Annotated in this window: 14 protein-coding genes and 1 tRNA gene; 3 read left to right on the forward strand and 12 right to left on the reverse strand. The window is 63.7% G+C overall.

Annotation, left to right across the window (positions count from 1 at the left end):
• Positions 1–40 precede the first annotated feature (40 nt).
• Both ABIA96_RS15345 and ABIA96_RS15350 read right to left on the reverse strand, forming a co-directional pair.
• Positions 41–406: a hypothetical protein gene (locus ABIA96_RS15345; RefSeq protein ID WP_354137882.1), complete on the reverse strand. Its 366-nt coding sequence runs from the start codon at positions 404–406 to the stop codon at positions 41–43.
• Between the two features lie 208 nt (positions 407–614).
• Positions 615–815 (reverse strand): GDCCVxC domain-containing (seleno)protein, encoded by a 201-nt coding sequence (locus tag ABIA96_RS15350; RefSeq protein ID WP_354137883.1) that lies wholly within the window; start codon positions 813–815, stop codon positions 615–617.
• A gap of 169 nt (positions 816–984) precedes the next feature.
• On the opposite strand from ABIA96_RS15350, the gene ABIA96_RS15355 reads away from it, so the two are divergent.
• Positions 985–1,608, forward strand: a complete 624-nt coding sequence (locus tag ABIA96_RS15355; RefSeq protein WP_354137884.1) for a class I SAM-dependent methyltransferase — start codon at positions 985–987, stop codon at positions 1,606–1,608.
• 26 nt (positions 1,609–1,634) lie between these two features.
• Here the strand turns inward: ABIA96_RS15355 and ABIA96_RS15360 are convergent, their stop codons facing one another.
• The 7 genes from ABIA96_RS15360 to ABIA96_RS15390 all read right to left on the reverse strand — a co-directional run bounded on the left by ABIA96_RS15360 (position 1,635) and on the right by ABIA96_RS15390 (position 9,309).
• Positions 1,635–4,826, reverse strand: coding sequence for an efflux RND transporter permease subunit (locus ABIA96_RS15360; RefSeq protein WP_354137885.1), 3,192 nt, complete (start codon positions 4,824–4,826; stop codon positions 1,635–1,637).
• Positions 4,823–6,250: an efflux RND transporter periplasmic adaptor subunit gene (locus ABIA96_RS15365; RefSeq protein WP_354137886.1), complete on the reverse strand. Its 1,428-nt coding sequence runs from the start codon at positions 6,248–6,250 to the stop codon at positions 4,823–4,825. The genes ABIA96_RS15360 and ABIA96_RS15365 overlap by 4 nt, the downstream gene beginning before the upstream one ends.
• Positions 6,247–6,645, reverse strand: coding sequence for a FixH family protein (locus ABIA96_RS15370; protein WP_354137887.1), 399 nt, complete (start codon positions 6,643–6,645; stop codon positions 6,247–6,249). The genes ABIA96_RS15365 and ABIA96_RS15370 overlap by 4 nt, the downstream gene beginning before the upstream one ends.
• 96 nt (positions 6,646–6,741) lie before the next feature.
• Positions 6,742–7,146 carry a hypothetical protein gene (locus tag ABIA96_RS15375; protein ID WP_354137888.1) on the reverse strand — a complete coding sequence of 135 codons (405 nt, stop codon included), beginning with the start codon at positions 7,144–7,146 and terminating at the stop codon, positions 6,742–6,744.
• A gap of 197 nt (positions 7,147–7,343) precedes the next feature.
• Positions 7,344–8,591 (reverse strand): peptidase T, encoded by a 1,248-nt coding sequence (pepT, locus tag ABIA96_RS15380; protein WP_354137889.1) that lies wholly within the window; start codon positions 8,589–8,591, stop codon positions 7,344–7,346.
• 104 nt (positions 8,592–8,695) lie between these two features.
• Positions 8,696–8,995, reverse strand: coding sequence for an HU family DNA-binding protein (locus ABIA96_RS15385; RefSeq protein WP_354137890.1), 300 nt, complete (start codon positions 8,993–8,995; stop codon positions 8,696–8,698).
• A 237-nt stretch (positions 8,996–9,232) separates the two neighbouring features.
• Positions 9,233–9,309 (reverse strand) — tRNA-Asp (locus ABIA96_RS15390).
• A gap of 201 nt (positions 9,310–9,510) precedes the next feature.
• Between ABIA96_RS15390 and ABIA96_RS15395 the strand changes: the two genes are divergently transcribed.
• Positions 9,511–11,736: an O-linked N-acetylglucosamine transferase, SPINDLY family protein gene (locus tag ABIA96_RS15395; protein ID WP_354137891.1), complete on the forward strand. Its 2,226-nt coding sequence runs from the start codon at positions 9,511–9,513 to the stop codon at positions 11,734–11,736.
• Positions 11,737–11,830: 94 nt separating this feature from the next.
• Here ABIA96_RS15395 and ABIA96_RS15400 read toward each other — a convergent pair whose 3' ends face one another.
• Positions 11,831–12,034 (reverse strand): hypothetical protein, encoded by a 204-nt coding sequence (locus ABIA96_RS15400; protein WP_354137892.1) that lies wholly within the window; start codon positions 12,032–12,034, stop codon positions 11,831–11,833.
• A 245-nt stretch (positions 12,035–12,279) separates the two neighbouring features.
• On the opposite strand from ABIA96_RS15400, the gene ABIA96_RS15405 reads away from it, so the two are divergent.
• Positions 12,280–13,188: an alpha/beta fold hydrolase gene (locus ABIA96_RS15405; protein ID WP_354137893.1), complete on the forward strand. Its 909-nt coding sequence runs from the start codon at positions 12,280–12,282 to the stop codon at positions 13,186–13,188.
• 6 nt (positions 13,189–13,194) lie between these two features.
• Here ABIA96_RS15405 and ABIA96_RS15410 read toward each other — a convergent pair whose 3' ends face one another.
• Positions 13,195–14,487: a spinster family MFS transporter gene (locus ABIA96_RS15410; RefSeq protein WP_354137894.1), complete on the reverse strand. Its 1,293-nt coding sequence runs from the start codon at positions 14,485–14,487 to the stop codon at positions 13,195–13,197.
• 61 nt (positions 14,488–14,548) lie between these two features.
• Complete coding sequence (locus ABIA96_RS15415) at positions 14,549–15,739, reverse strand: Rieske 2Fe-2S domain-containing protein (protein WP_354137895.1); 1,191 nt, start codon at positions 15,737–15,739, stop codon at positions 14,549–14,551.
• Between the last annotated feature and the right edge of the window lie 3 nt (positions 15,740–15,742).

Genomic DNA, 15,742 nt, shown 5'->3' on the forward strand with positions numbered 1-15,742 from the left:
CAATAGCATCGTGGGCGCGCACAGCGCCCGGCTGATCAGTTCAGGTCAAATGTTTGGGAGGCCGGGAGTCGGTATCGGGCGCGATGCCCACGAGCGTCGGCTGCCGCTGCTGCACCGATGCGGTAATGTCGTCAGCCGCGATTGCGGCGTGAACTGGCTGCGTGATCGCGACCGAGAAGCAACCGTGACAGTGATGGCCCGCGATACCCTTGTGATCACCGTGGCCGGTCGAACCGTCGTCCAGGATCGAGGCGATCTCCGAGCCACCGGCGGGGCTGGTGACGTCGATGTCGCACAGCCCGTGCGCAACGCTCGCAAACAGATAGGCCACCGCAACGAGCACAGCCAGCAGTCCGCGCCAACGGCGCAGGGGGCGAAAGAGGGCAGGCTGGTGGCTCGGGAACACGAATTTGCTCTCGTTGTCGATAGCGCTGGCCTAGCACGGCCGAGGGAACACTGTCGACCTGCTACAATGTTACGTATTAGGAACCTGATGTCGCGGGCAGGGCGGGCCTATGCTGATCGTACGGCGTGGGTGTTCGTCTCATCTTTTCCGATATGGCCGATGCATGGCCGGCCCCGCGATCTAGGGGCGTTCGACGTTGGCGACCTCGCTACGAGCGGCAATTGCCGGCCTGGATCGGCGGACACGGCACGGAGCCGAACGAACAGAATACGCAGCAATCGCCGGCCCGCGGCTTCAGTCGCTTGCCGCAGCCCTTGCAATCATAGAAGAACTGGCAGGCGTCCGTCGGCATGGTCTCGACGGCGCGATGGCCGCATTCGGGGCAGGTGAGGGTCGATTGCAACTGCATCGGCGACATCTCTGTTGGAGAATTGATCAGAGGGTGACTTTGGTGGTCATCTTTTCAAGGAAACGAGGCCGGGCTTTCCGCAGCGGCGCTGAGGGCGAGAACACGAAAGGAGTTGAGTGATTTTTGCGGTCGAGTATCGGGGAAACCAGCATGGAGGGGATCAGGCGTCATGACGAGTTCAGGTCGGGCGGCCCATTGGCAAACTGTATATGAGAGCAAAGGCGAACGCGAGGTGAGCTGGTTCCAGGAGAGCCCGTCGCCGTCGCTCGAATTGATCGCGCTGGCTGGCGCGGGACTGACCTCTCCAATCGTTGATATCGGTGGCGGGGCATCCCGGCTGGTCGATGCGCTGTTGACCGCCGGGTATACGGACCTGACCGTGCTCGATCTGTCCGACGCGGCGCTTGCGGCATCGCGGACGCGGCTGGGCCTCGCTGGCGATAGCGTGGACTGGATCGCGGCGGATATGACGGCGTGGCGGCCGACGCGGACATACGACGTCTGGCACGACCGCGCCGCGTTTCATTTTCTTAACGCGCCGGAAGAGCAGGCGACTTATGTCGCAACTGTCCGACGCGCGGTGAAGATCGGCGGCCATGTCATCGTCGGTACATTCGCAATCGATGGGCCGGAAAAATGCAGCGGCTTGCCGGTGACGCGCCACAGCGCCGACAGCATCGCCGCGCTGCTCGGCGCCGGTTTCAAGATGACGGATCATCGCCGTCATCAGCATGCGACGCCTTGGCAATCGGTGCAGAATTTTCAGTTCAGCAGCTTTGTCAGATCGTCATAGGTCTCTCACGACCGCGCAGCTTGCACTCATTGCGCCGGCTCGAGCTCGCCGCGGTGTTGCTCGGGGCTTTCGACGTGGAGCGGTGGCTCGACGCCGATGGTGGGGGAGGACGGTAATCCAACCCCTTTCACCAGTCCGAAGATCGCCGGGATCACGATCAGCGTCAGCAGTGTCGACGAGATCATGCCGCCGATCATGGGGACCGCGATCCGCTGCATGATCTCCGAGCCCGTGCCCGTGCTCCACAGGATCGGCAGCAGGCCGGCCATGATCGCGACCACTGTCATCATCTTCGGACGGACGCGTTCGACGGCGCCTTCCATGATGGCGGCATGGAGGTCCTCGCGCGTCAGCGCGCGGCCCGCCAGCTCGCAGCGCGCTCTGGTCTCGGCGAGCGCGTGGTTGAGATAGATCAGCATCACCACACCGGTCTCGGCCGCCACGCCTGCCAGCGCAATGAAGCCGACGGCGACGGCAACCGACAGGTTGAAGCCGAGCCACCACATCAGCCAGAGGCCGCCGACGAGGGCGAAGGGCAACGAGAGCATGACGATCATGGTCTCGGTGACCGAGCGGAAGTTGAGATAGAGCAGCAGGAAGATGATCAGCAGCGTCACCGGAACCACGATCTTGAGCCGCGCCGTGGCGCGTTCGAGGTATTCGTACTGCCCGCTCCAGAGCACGTAATAGCCGGGCGGAAACTGGACGCTCGCCTGCACCGCGCGCTGAGCGTCGGCGACATAGCCGCCGAGATCACGGTCACGGATGTCGACATAGATGTAGCTGGCGAGCTGCCCGTTCTCGGTGCGGATCGAGGTCGGCCCGCGCGCCGGCGTCACACTTGCGACCTCCCCAAGGGGCACGGCGCCGCCTGCGGGCATCGGCACCAGGATGTCGTTGGCGATTGCCCTGGGATTGTCGCGCAGATCGCGGGGATAGCGCATGTTGACCGTGAAACGCTGACGGCCTTCCACGGTGGTGGTCACGGTCTGGCCGCCGAGCGCGGCCGCGATCGTGTCCTGCACGTCCTGCACCATGATGCCATAGCGTGCCAGCGCCTCGCGGTTCGGCGTGATCTCGAGGTAATAGCCGCCAAGGCTGCGCTCGGCATAGGCCGAGGATGTGCCGGGCACCGCCTTGAGCACCTGCTCGACCTGCCTTGCCAGCTTGTCGATCCCGGCGAGGTCGGTGCCGATCACCTTGACGCCAACGGGAGTGCGGATGCCGGTCGAGAGCATGTCGATGCGGGCCTTGATCGGCATGGTCCAGGCATTGGAGACCCCGGGGAATTGCAACGCCTTGTCCATCTCGGCGATGAGGCTGTCCACGGTCACGCCCGAACGCCACTGCTCTTTTGGCTTGAGGTTGACGATGGTCTCGAACATCTCCGACGGTGCGGGATCGGTGGCGGTCGCCGCGCGGCCGGCCTTGCCATACACAGATGAGACCTCGGGGAAGGATCGGATGATGCGGTCCTGGGTCTGCAGCAGCTCGGCGGCCTTGGTCACGGAAATGCCGGGCAGCGTCGTCGGCATGTAGAGCAGGGTGCCTTCGTTGAGGTCGGGCATGAACTCGGTGCCGAGCCGAACGGCCGGCCAGACAGAGACGGCGAGCACGCCGAGTGCGAACAGGATCACGAGAATTTTGGCGCGCAGCACGCCTGAGATCACCGGCCGATAGATCCAGATCAGGAAGCGGTTGATCGGATTCCGGTGCTCCGGAATGATCTTGCCCCTGACGAAGATCACCACCAGCGCCGGCACCAGGGTCACGGACAACAGCGCTGCTGCCGCCATCGCAAAGGTCTTGGTGAAGGCGAGCGGGCTGAACAGCCGGCCCTCCTGCGACTCCAGCGTGAAGATCGGCGTGAACGATACGGTGATGATCAGGAGGCTGAAGAAAAGCGCAGGGCCGACCTCGGCGGCGGCCTCGATCAGGATATCAACCCGCGAACGGCCGGGTTCGGCGCGTTCGAGGTGCTTGTGTGCGTTCTCGATCATGACGATCGCGGCATCGATCATGGCGCCGATCGCGATCGCGATGCCGCCAAGGCTCATGATATTGGAGCCGATCCCGAGCAGCTTCATGGCGCCGAAGGCCATCAGCACGCCGACGGGAAGCATCAGGATCGCGACCAGCGCGCTGCGGACATGCAGAAGGAATACGATGCAGACGAGGGCGACGACGATGCTCTCCTCGACCAGGGTGTGCTTGAGCGTGTCGATCGCCGCGTAGATCAGGTTCGAGCGGTCGTAGACCGGAACGATCTCGACCGATTTCGGCAAGCTGGTCGCGATCTCCTTGAACCTCTTCTTGACGTTCTCGATCACGTCGAGCGCGTTCATGCCGAAGCGCTGGAGCACGATGCCGCTTGCGACCTCGCCCTCGCCATTGAGCTCTGCGATGCCGCGCCGCTCGTCAGGGCCGAGCTCGACACGAGCGACGTCACGCAGCTTGACCGGCGTACCGTTGTCGGCCTTCAGCACGATGTTGCCGATATCGTCGATGCTCCTGAGGTAACCCTTGCCGCGGATGACGTATTCGAACTCGGAGAGCTCGACGGTGCGACCGCCGACATCGGCATTGCTGGCGCGGATCGCCTCGCGCATCTTTTGCATGGTGATGCCGAGATCGCGCATGCGCTGCGGATCGAGGATGACGTTGTACTGCTTGACGAAGCCGCCGACGCCGGCGACCTCCGCGACGCCTTCGGCCTTGGCGAGGGCGAATTTCAAGTTCCAGTCCTGGATCGTCCGTGTCTCCGCAAGATTGAGTTGCTTCGACATCACCGCGTATTGGTAGACCCAGCCGACGCCGGTGGCGTCAGGGCCGATCGTCGATGTGACCCCGGCAGGTAGCCGCGCTGCCGCGCCGTTGAGGAATTCGAGCACCCGCGAGCGCGCCCAGTAGATGTCGGTGCCGTCCTCGAAAATGACGTAGACGAAGGAGACACCGAAGAAGGAGAAGCCGCGCACCACCTTCGACTTCGGCACGGTCAGCATCGCTGTGGTGAGGGGATAGGTGACCTGGTCCTCGATCACTTGCGGGGCCTGGCCGGGATATTCGGTGTAGACGATGACCTGGGTGTCGGAGAGATCGGGAATGGCATCCAGCGGCAGGTGGAGCAGGGCGTAGAGGCCGCCTGCGGCGGCAAAGCCGGTGCCGAACAGCACGAGCAACAGGTTGCGCGCCGACCATGAGATGATGCGCGCGATCATGGCTTGGCTCCCATCGCGGCGTCGCCATCTTTTGGATTACCGGCTTCGGCAAAGCCCTTGAGCGCCGCCTCGAGATTGCTCTCCGCGTCGATCAGGAAATTGGCTGAGGTGACGATCGCGTCGCCCACGGCAAGTCCGTCGCGGACCTCGACATAGCCGTCACCGTGCCGGCCGAGCTTGACTTCGCGCGGCTCGAAGCGACCCTGGCCCTTGTCGACCAGCACGGCCTGCCGGCTGCCGGTGTCGAGCACCGCGCTCTCGGCGACACTGAGCACCGGTGCCGGCGTGCCGGTGTCGATCTCGGCATCGACATACATGTCGGGAAGCAGCGCGAGATCGGCATTCGCGAGCTCAATTCGCACCCTTGCCGTGCGCGTCTCCTTGTTCACCTGCGGATAGACCACGCTGATCAAGCCTTTGAAGTCCCGGCCGAGGTAGGAGCGGGCCCGTACCGTGACAGGCTGACCGACGGCGATCGTGCCGAGGTCGCGCTCGGCGACATCGACCGTCGCCCACACCTGCGCGATGTCGGCGATGCGGAACAGCACGTCGCCAGCCTGTGCGCGCATACCCTCGATCGCGTTGCGCTGGAGCACGATGCCGTCGCGTGGCGACGACCAGGGAATCGTGATCGGTACCGAATGGCTCTTCTCCATCTGGGCGATGACGGGTTCGGGAACGTCGAGATTGACGAGGCGCTGCCGCGAGCCGCGGCCATAGGACTCGACAGCCGACGTCGTCTTCGACGTGATGGTCGCGAGATATTCGGCTGCCGCCGATGACACCGTGGAGCTGTAGATGTCCATCAGTGGCTGGCCCTTGGTCACGCGGCTGCCGGTGGTGACGTCGGCGACCTTCTGCACGAAGCTTTCGGCCCGCATGGCGACCACCGAGACGCGGCGTTCATCGAGTTGGATCGTGCCGGGCGCGCGCACCAGCGTCCTGATCCGGCGCAATTCGGTTGGTTCGGATTTGACGCCGCTGCGCTGGATCTTGCCCGGTGATAGCTTTATCGAGCCGTCGTCGCTGTCGTCACCCTCGTAGACGGGAATATAGTCCATCCCCATCGAGTCCTTCTTCGGCGCCGGTGAAGTATCCGGCAGGCCCATCGGGTTGCGATAATATCTGATCTTGCGATCGCCCCTCGTGTCCGGCGCCGCGTCGGGCTCGTCGAAGCTGACATCCTCACTTGCGTGCACGGCGCGGTAGTCGCGGCCGTCAGAGGTTTTCTTCGGCGTCAGCGAGTAGAGCGGCTTGCGGTCGGGATCTCGGAAATAAATCGGCGGGCTCGCATCCGCGGCGATTGCCGCGGACACGAGTTGGCTGATGTCGGGCTGGGGTCGCAGACTGCCGCCAGCGTACAGCGCGACACCTGCCGCTGCGAGGATCGCAGCGGCAGTGCCTGTCATGATGAGGCGAGTCATTTCTCGGCCGTGACGACGAGCTTGTTCTCGACCGTGCCGGTCTCGCCCTGCACCTTGGCGCCGAGCGAGAGTTGCCAGCGCCCAGCCATGCCGAAGGTCGCCTTGAAGCGGTAGGTGCCGGGCTCGGCGCCCGGCATCGGTGTCACCTTGGTGGCCATCTCCTGCATGCCGTCGGGTGCCATGTCGAGTCGGCTGGCAAAGATCACCGCATCAGGCACAGCTTTGCCGCTGGTCTTGTCGACCAGCCGCACGGTCACGATGCGATCGGCGCCGGTCTTTATGGTGGGCTGAACCAGCTGGAACTCGTAGTTCTTGATTTCGGCATGGGTAGCACCCGTGAGCGCAGCACCGATCAGCGCAGCCATGGTGGCGCGCGCAATGCGAGACGTCTTCATCAAAGTAATCCTCGATAGGTCTGATTACCGCCAGGGCGGCGTGCAACGGCGCTCGCCGCTTCCGGCGCGCGCGACGATCAGGCGCTTACGCGCTCATCAAACGTCGATTCGAGGGGGGTGGTCGGGAGGCTTGGTACCGAGCCCGTCGATCAGGAGATCGTCGACCTGAGCGAATGCGCGGTACTGCGCGTGGCGCTCGATCAGGGAGACTGTCCCGGACGGGGCGGGAAGGGAGGCGCTGAGCAGGCACAGCGCCACGAAGGGACAGGATCCGCAGTCCTTGCTCTGCGACTGGCCCGGACAGCAGGGCATATCATCCTGCATGTTGCGGGACATGGCCAGCATATCGTCTGACATCGCCTGCGTGTCGTGGCCGGCAGTCCCCGCGGCTGGCGCGGCCAACACCGGTGCCGCCAGCGGCGCGAGCAGAAGCCCGGCCGCGACAAGCAGCATCACCACAGCGTTGACGAACCGTTTCAGGTGCATATCCAGTTGTCGCATGATGCGGGAGAGCCTGCAAACCGGCCGGCATCACGATTTTGCCAGCGACCGGATCCCGCCGATGATGCCACCATACCCTTGATTTGCCCGACGCGTCAAGAAAATTCGTAAAACACGAAATTCGTTATTCCAGCAGGGGGCGGCTACTTTGCATGGGGTTGTTTTCGATGTTTTGATCGTGGGCCCTCCCGAGAAGGTTAAGCCTTCTCTTCCCAGATCATTGCGAGATGGACGATGGTCTGCACCGCTTTTTCCATGTCTTGCCGGCTCACCCATTCCAGCCGTGAATGGAAGGCGTGCTCGCCGGCAAAGATGTTGGGGCAGGGCAGCCCCATGAAGGAGAGGCGCGAGCCGTCGGTGCCGCCGCGGATCGCGGTGCGCATTGGACGCAAGCCGGCGCGGCGGATCGCCTCGATCGCGTATTCGAGGATGTGCGGGTGACGGTCGATCACCTGCTTCATGTTGCGGTACTGCTCCCGCACCTCGAACTTGTAGGTCGAGCGCGGAAAATCCTTCATGACGTCCTTGACGATACCCTCGAGCAGGACCTCCTTCTCCTTCAGTCCTTCCTCGGTGAAGTCGCGCACGATGAAAGAGAGCGTCGCCTGTTCCAGCGCGCCTTCCATGCCCACCGGGTGCAGGAAGCCCTGCTTGCCTGAGGTCGTCTCGGGCGAGCAGCCTTCCTTGGGCAGACGCTCGACGATGGCGGCTGCGATCTTGATCGCATGCTCCATCTTGCCCTTGGCATAGCCGGGATGGGCGCTGACGCCGGTGATGGTGATGGTGGCGCCGTCGGCGGAAAACGTCTCGTCCTCGACGCTGCCGGCGCTTTCGCCGTCCATTGTGTAGCCGAACTCGGCGCCAAGCTTCCTGATGTCGACGTTGTCGACGCCGCGGCCGATCTCTTCGTCGGGCGTGAACAGGATCTTGATGGTGCCGTGCTTCACATCGGGGTTGTTGATGAAGAAATGCGCGGCGTCCATGATCTCGGCGACGCCGGCCTTGTTGTCGGCCCCGAGCAGCGTGGTGCCGTCGGTGGTGATGATGTCGTTGCCGATCTGGTTTTTCAGCGCGGGATGCTCGGCAAAGCGGATCACCTGGGTGGCATCGCCCGTCAAGGTGATGTCGCCGCCGCGATAGTTCTTCACGATCTGCGGCTTCACATCCTTGCCGGTGACGTCGGGCGAAGTATCCATGTGCGAGCAGAAGCAGATCACCGGCACTTTCTTCGTCGTGTTGGCCGGGATCGTTCCGTAGACGTAGCCGTAATCGTCGAGATGGGCATCGGTGATACCGATGGTCTTCAGCTCGGTGACGAGCACGCGGCCGAGATCCTTCTGCTTCTCGGTCGATGGCGAGGCCGGGGAATTCGGATCGGACTGGGTGTCGATGGTGACGTAGCGCAGGAAGCGCTCGGTCACGGTATGCGCGAAGGTCAGGGACATGTCTGGTCAAACCGCCGGGTCTTTGGGGAAGCAGGCAGTATATCAGAAAAGCGGACCGCGTTGCGGTCGGACTGGCGCGGATCAGGCCTAACGAAGCGTAAGCGTCAGATCGCCTCTTTCAGTTCCTTGACCGGACGGAACGCGACCTTCTTGCTGGCCTTGATGTGGATCGGCTCGCCTGTGGCCGGATTGCGGCCGGTGCGGGCCGCGCGCTTGCGGACCTGGAGGATGCCGAGCCCGACGATGCGGACGCGGTCGCCCTTCCTCAGGTGCTTGGCGATCAGCTCGACCATGTCGGTCAGGACGGCCTCGGCGCGCTTCTTCGAGAGGTCCTGGCGTTCCGCGATGTCGGCCGCGAGGTGCTTGAGCGTGATCGTTGCCGGAGCAGCTGTCTTTTTCGCCATGACTGGCCTCCTCGGGTATCGCGCGGAAGCTTGCCGGGCTCCCAAACTGCCAAGTTCCTGCAGGCCTAGACGATTCGGGTTGAGACTGACTATGCCGGCCATCCCGGCGAGGGCTTTCGCGTGATTTGTCAGGCCAATCCGCCGGTCCCTGGACAAGCGCAAGGCGCGAGATTCGACACAGGGATCGTCAATCAGGTTGAGAATTTTCTGCTAAGCTTTTGAAGATGTTGCCAAAAATGGCGCGAGAGACGGGGCTCGAACCCGCGACCTCCGGCGTGACAGGCCGGCGCTCTAACCAACTGAGCTACTCCCGCGTGACGCGTATGTGTCCGCGCGGAACGAGGGGGGACTTAAAGGGGGGACATGGTGAAGTCAAGGACGTTGCATTCACGGGGACCAAACGCCTGCTGGAGCCGGGCCGGGACCGTATCGCTACGGTCCGGGCGGCTGCCTCCGGGCGCCGAATCGATCAACGGTGTTACAAGCTCCACAGGCAATTTCCGAGGACATTTGGTTTGACCGTCGGCTCGCGCGCCTTCCAGAACGCAAGGCTCCAGAAGAAATTCAAGAAAGACGCGGAGGCCGCGCTCGCGGCGGCGCATCAGGCTTATGGCAACGGGCGGCTCACCGACGTCGAGACACTGTGCCGGCGGATACTGCAGGCACTTCCCGATCATTTCGACACGCTGCACCTGCTCGGGGTCAGTCTCAGCAGCGATCCGAAGCGGCTCGAGGAGGCCGAGCAGGTCCTGCGCGCCGCGATCGCGGTCAGCCCACGCGCGGCCAACGTCTATTGCGACCTCGGCGCGGTGCTGTTCGACCTCAAGCGCTTTGAGGACGCGCGGGCCTGTCAGGAGAAGGGCCTCGCGCTTAATCCGAACTTCCCGATGGCTCTGACCAATCTCGGCAATACGCTGATGCATCTGGGGCTGCCGCTGGACGCCCTCGAACTGCACGAGCGCGCCATCCGGTTGAAGCCCGACTATGCCGACGCCTATTGCAATCGCGGCATGGCCGAGCTGCGGATCTGGCGCTCCGAGCAAGCTTTGCAAAGCTTCGAGCGCGCGCTGGCGTTTCAGCCGAAGCATCAGGAGGCGCTCGCCGGCCGCGGTATGGCCTTGCTGGAGTTGCGCAACTATGCCGCCGCGGAAACCGCCCTGAACACGGCCCTGGCCATGAAGCCGGGCAATGCCAAGGTCCTGGCCCATCGGGCGCGGCTCCATCTCCGGTTGCTGCGCCTCGAACAGGCCGGGCGCGACATCGAGGCGGCGCTCGCCATCGCTCCGCTGCTTGAACTGGCGCTGCGCGTAAAGGCGCTGGTCAGTCTGCTCCTGCACAAGCCGACGCAGGCGATGGCAGCGTGCAAGACGCTGCTCGAGCAGAATTCCAAGTCGGAGGTTGCCATCAGCCTGATGGGATCGTGCTTTGCCAGCTACGGAGACATCGCGACCGCGATCGAACATTTCGATCGGGCGCTGGAGCTCAAGCCCGACTTCCAGGATGCGATCGACAGGAAGATCTTCGCGCTCGACTTCCTGCCCGGCGCGGATTTCGCGCTGTTGCAGGCCGTGCGCAAATATTGGTGGGACAACATCGGCAGCAGGATTCCGCAACGACCGCTTCGGCCGCGGGATCTCGATCCCGACAGGCGCCTAGTGGTGGGTTACGTGTCTGCCGACTTCAGGCGCCATTCGGCCGGGTTCATCTTCATGCCGGTGCTGCGCCATAGCGATCACGCCAATTTCGAGATCGTCTGCTATTCGTCGTCACCGCTCCAGGACGAGATGACGGACGAGTTCCGCTCGTTCGCGGATCGTTGGGTCGATGCGGTGTTGCTGTCCGACGAGCAATTGACGGATCGCGTCGAGGACGACGGGATCGACATCCTGGTCGATCTCTCCGGTCATTCCGGTGGCAGTCGCCTCGGGATGTTCTCGCGCAAGCCCGCGCCGATCCAGGTGTCGGCCTGGGGTGCGCCGACCGGTACGGGTCTGAAAACCATCGACTACATCTTTGCGGACCCGGTCGCGATTCCGAAAGAAGCGCGGCCCGAGTTCGCCGAGAAGATCCACGATCTGCCGTGCATGCTGACGATATCAGAGCCTGCGCCGGGTCTGTACAAACCGGACCTGCCGATGCTGCGCAACGGCTACGTCACCTTCGGCACCTTCAACCGGATCGACAAGATCTCCAACGAGGTGCTGCCGGTATGGTCGAAGTTGCTGCGTGACCTGCCGGGATCGAAGCTCGTCATCAAACACGCTGCGCTCGACGATGTCGGCCTTCGCGACGGCTTGGTAGCCCGTTTCGTGGAACATGGCGTCAGCCCGGACAGCGTAGTCTGCCTAGGGGCGAGTGGACGCGATGAGCATCTCGGGGAATATGCAGAGATCGACATCTCTCTCGATCCGTTCCCGCAGAACGGCGGCGCCGGCACCTGGGAATCCCTGCACATGGGCGTGCCCGTCATCGCCAAGCTCGGCCAGACGACCTCCGGCCGGGCAGCTGGCGGCATCCTCAAGGCGATCGGCCTCGACGACTGGGTCGCGGAGGACGACGAAACCTATCTTGCGATCGCAATGCGGTTTGCGGGGAACCCGTCAGCGCTGGCCGCACTGCGCGAGGGGCTGCCGGCCCGGATCGCAGCCTCGGCGGCGGGCAATGGCGCGATCTACACGCGCCACGTCGAAGCGGCATATCGCCAGTTCTGGCGGGAGTATTGTGCGGCACAGGCCCACTGATTCAGCAGCTTGGCCCCAATTCTTCAGGTACTGGCCAAAAGCAAAAGGCCGCCCCAAGGCGGCCGTTTCGTCTCAAACCGGACCTTTTCCGCAATTAGCGCATCGCCGAGGTGCCCGCGCTCGTGATCGCCACCGGCTTGCCAGCCTTGATCACGTGGGTGGACTGGGCGGTCTGGCTGTAATCGGCGTTGGTGCGGGCTGCGATCCCGAAGGCGGCCACTGCGATACCGGCCACCAGCGCCACCACCACGATCTTCAGGTGGGTACCCCGATCTGCAGAGTGAATTGAGTGGTTCATCGAAGCCTCCCGACGGGCTTTGGCGCCGTCTGTAGGCTGATGTCTTAAGGAGCATCTGTTTCCGGATCGTTTCGCGGGTTCCGCAAAATGGTTTCATTGCGCCATTTGGCCGGTTTCGCCGTGGGGACGGGGCGGAGGCCGGACCGGCGCTTACCTGCCGCGTAATCGCGGAAGCCCAATCCTTTCGTCATGATCGTTTCATCGACCGCGGCTGGTGGCCGACCGATCGGCAAGGGAGAAGCACCATGAACCGTCGAACCGTCCTCGAAGCCACGTTGCTTGGAAGCGCCTTTGCGGCGGCATCAGGTAGCAGCGCGCCAGTGACCGCAGCCCAACAGGCTGTGCGATCCCCCTATGTGACCGCGAAGGACGGCACAAAACTGTTCGTGCAGGACTGGGGAAGCGGACAACCGGTGCTGCTGCTGTCGGCCTGGACGTTCGATGCCAGCAGCTGGGGCAGTCAGATTGCCGCCCTCGACGCAAAAGGCTTCCGCTGCGTTGCGCCTGACAGGCGCGGGCATGGCCGGTCCGAGATGCCGTCTTCAGGCTATGATCTGGAGACGCTGACCGATGACGTCGCCGCTGTGATCGAGGCGCGCGACCTGCGTGACGTGACGCTGATTGGCTTCTCGATGGGAACGGCTGAGGCGGTGAACTATCTCGGCCGATACGGATCGGACCGGATCGCAAGGCTGGTGCTGATCGCGCCGACGACGCCGTTCATGGTCAAGACCGAGGACAATCCGGACGCGGTTCCGATGGCGATGATCGAGGCCGACAATGCGGCCGTCGCGCGCGACTTCCCCAAATGGATTGCGGCGAATGAAGCGCCGTTCTTCACCTCCGACACGCCCGAGATCACGCGGACCTGGATCCGCGAGATGATGCTGAGCGTACCGCTGCCGGTGGCGCTGGCGTGCCGCAAGACCATCGCGTTCGCCGATCTTCGTGCGACGGCTGCCAAGATCGATCGCCCGACGCTGATCCTCCATGGCGATAAGGATGCCAGTGCGCCGCTGCCATTGACGGGCGCCAAGACCGCAAAGCTGATCAAGGGCAGCAAGCTGATCGTCTACGAAGGCGCGCCGCATCCGCTGCCGCTGACACACAGCGAGCGGCTGATTGCGGACATGCTCGCATTCATGACCGTGTGAGCGTGGTCAACTCGCCCGCTTGATGTCGGCGCGGATGGTCCCCGCCGCCCAGACGAACAGCAGGGCGCCGAGCGTGGTCGTGACCGCTGCAGAGAGCAGGGAATAGCGCACGGCGTTGGCGCCGTAGCTGCCCTTCAGCGCGTCGTTGACCACGCCTACGGCAAGCGGGCCGACGCCTTGGCCAAAGCAGGTCGCGGTGAGCGCGATGAGGGCTGAGGCGAGCGCGCGCATGCTGGGCTTCGCCACCGTCTGCGCGATCGCGAAGATCGGCCCGAGATGGAATCCGACCAGGAATGAGGTGAGCGCCAGCATGGCCACCATCATCTTGAAGTCCTGCGTCAGCATGCACAGCGCGAAGACGGGGCCCGCGAGGCCTGAGGTGATCGCAGGGGCCCACAGCTTCCAGCGATCGTCCCGGCGGCTGATATTGGCCACCACGAAGCCGCCGAGCAGGGTGCCGGCCATCCCGGCGAGACCCTTGAAGGTGCCGGCATAGGTGCCGATCTCGGCGCTCGACAAATGGTGCACGCGCGCCAGGAACGGCGGGATCCAGGCTGCCGTCGCGTAATTGGTGTAGGTGGTGAGGCAGAAGCCGATCAGCACGATGACGAAGCTTCGCTGGGAGGCGAGGAAACTCAGCGTCGGCCCGAGCGGCTCAGGCACGAAATTTTCCTGCATCGCGCCGCGCTTCGGCTCCGAGATCGTTAGCCACAGGATCAGTGCGAGCAGCATGCCCGGCACGCCCGCGACGTAGAAGGCCGCCCGCCAGCCATAATGCTGGTTGACATAGCCACCGACGAAATAGCCGAGGAAGACACCGAGATAGGTGCCGATGGCGTAGATGCCGAGCGCGCGTGGGCGCTCGTTCTTGGCAAAGAGATCTGCGACAATCGACTGCGAGGCTGGCGAGCCCGCGGATTCGCCGATGCCGACGCCGATCCTGGCAAAGGCCAGCGTGGTGACACTGGAGGCCAAGCCGCACAGCGCCGTCATCGCGCTCCAGAAAGCGAATGCCAGCGCGACGATGTTACGGCGGTTGAGCCGGTCGGCGACGCGCGCGATGGGAATGCCGAGTAGGGAGTAAAACAGCGCGAAGCCGAAGCCTGCGAGCAGGCCCATCGTGGTGTCGCTGAGCTGAAACTCCTTCTTGATCGGCTCGATCAGGACGTTGAAGATCGTGCGGTCGAGGAAGTTCAGTGCGTAGATGATGGTGAGCAGGCCCAGCACGTAATAGCGCCGCGGCGTCGGCGTTGCCGCGGCGGGCATCTCAACTGACACCTGTGATGTCACATCGACCATCGCATCCCCCCAACTTGTCTTTGTTATCTTTATGGGTCCAGCTCTTATTGAAGCCGGTCGCTCAGCCTTCGCGGATGTAGTTCCCCGCTTCGAATTCGACCGGCGGCGCGCTTGCGTCGAATGAGATGCCGATCGGGTCGTTGCCCGCCTCCATCGCTTCCAGTTGCTCGCCGAGAATGCGCCGGATCATAAGGACGCCGCGGTCGCTCTGGCCGAAATGCTCCTCGGAGTGCACCGTCACCGGGCCCTGGCCGACTTGCGCTTCGTAGTCGCCCGGGAATTGCTGGTGCTCTTGCTCCGTCATGTCCCACCAGAATTTGCCGTTGAATTTCGAGCGCATGCGGCCGATGTCGCCGGAGTTCTTGACGCGGCCGGCGACGTAGATACGGAACGAGGTGTCGTCGATCGGTAGCGTCCAGCCGATCGATTCGACGCGGGCGAATTGCGCCACGCGCGGATTGGGCACGACGCGCAGAGTGGGGAGGGCGGCCTCGGTGACGCGGTAAAACACACGGCCGTCGTCCTGCTTCCGGATCGAACGCACAGCGATGCCGCGCGGCGTCTTGTCGAATTTCACCTCCGGCATCGAGGCCATCATGTTGGTGAATTGCGGCCCCGAGAACGAGCCGTGCAGCACCGGCACGTGATAGGGGTCGACCACATTCTCGAAATGCTGCAGCCAATTGCAGGGAATGACCGCCGGTCCGCCGCCGCCGATCGAGGAATCGTCGGCCTCGACGAACTCGCCGTCATCCATGTTTTCCAGGCACTCGTAGCGCGGCAGCACCGGGCGTTTTTCCGCGGGGCCCATATAGGCAAAGATCAGCCCGTAGCGCTCCTCGACCGGATACCAGGGCTGGCGCACCTTCTCCTTGAACTGGCCGCCATCGGGCTCGCAGGGCTGCTCCAGGCAATGGCCTTCGGTGTCGAACTTCCAGCCGTGATAGCAGCAGCGGATGCCGTCTTCCTCGACCTTGCCATAATAGAGCGTGGTGCCGCGGTGGCAGCAGCGGGCATGCAAAAGGCCGACGCGAGCATGTTTGTCGCGGAACAGGATCAAGTCCTCGCCGAGCGCGCGGACTTTCTTCGGCGTGTCGGTGGCGTCGCTGCCAAGTCCGACCGGATGCCAGTAGCGGCGGAGCAATTCGCCCATCGGCGTGCCGCGCGCGACGGAGGTGAGCTCGGTGCGCGTCTGCGTCGGCTTCATCGCATAAGCCGTGCCGAGATCGCGATCCCGCTGGGTCATCGTCATGCA

Source organism: Bradyrhizobium sp. LB11.1 (assembly GCF_040549385.1).
Lineage (GTDB): Bacteria > Pseudomonadota > Alphaproteobacteria > Rhizobiales > Xanthobacteraceae > Bradyrhizobium.

Excerpts from the sequence above, each read along its gene's own strand:
- ABIA96_RS15350 (WP_354137883.1), bottom strand. The coding sequence starts at position 815 with ATGCAGTTGCAATCGACCCTCACCTGCCCCGAATGCGGCCATCGCGCC.
- ABIA96_RS15355 (WP_354137884.1), top strand. The coding sequence starts at position 985 with ATGACGAGTTCAGGTCGGGCGGCCCATTGGCAAACTGTATATGAGAGC.
- ABIA96_RS15360 (WP_354137885.1), bottom strand. The coding sequence starts at position 4,826 with ATGATCGCGCGCATCATCTCATGGTCGGCGCGCAACCTGTTGCTCGTG.
- ABIA96_RS15365 (WP_354137886.1), bottom strand. The coding sequence starts at position 6,250 with ATGACTCGCCTCATCATGACAGGCACTGCCGCTGCGATCCTCGCAGCG.
- ABIA96_RS15370 (WP_354137887.1), bottom strand. The coding sequence starts at position 6,645 with ATGAAGACGTCTCGCATTGCGCGCGCCACCATGGCTGCGCTGATCGGT.
- ABIA96_RS15375 (WP_354137888.1), bottom strand. The coding sequence starts at position 7,146 with ATGCGACAACTGGATATGCACCTGAAACGGTTCGTCAACGCTGTGGTG.
- pepT (WP_354137889.1), bottom strand. The coding sequence starts at position 8,591 with ATGTCCCTGACCTTCGCGCATACCGTGACCGAGCGCTTCCTGCGCTAC.
- ABIA96_RS15385 (WP_354137890.1), bottom strand. The coding sequence starts at position 8,995 with ATGGCGAAAAAGACAGCTGCTCCGGCAACGATCACGCTCAAGCACCTC.
- ABIA96_RS15400 (WP_354137892.1), bottom strand. The coding sequence starts at position 12,034 with ATGAACCACTCAATTCACTCTGCAGATCGGGGTACCCACCTGAAGATC.
- ABIA96_RS15405 (WP_354137893.1), top strand. The coding sequence starts at position 12,280 with ATGAACCGTCGAACCGTCCTCGAAGCCACGTTGCTTGGAAGCGCCTTT.
- ABIA96_RS15410 (WP_354137894.1), bottom strand. The coding sequence starts at position 14,487 with ATGGTCGATGTGACATCACAGGTGTCAGTTGAGATGCCCGCCGCGGCA.
- ABIA96_RS15415 (WP_354137895.1), bottom strand. The coding sequence starts at position 15,739 with ATGACGATGACCCAGCGGGATCGCGATCTCGGCACGGCTTATGCGATG.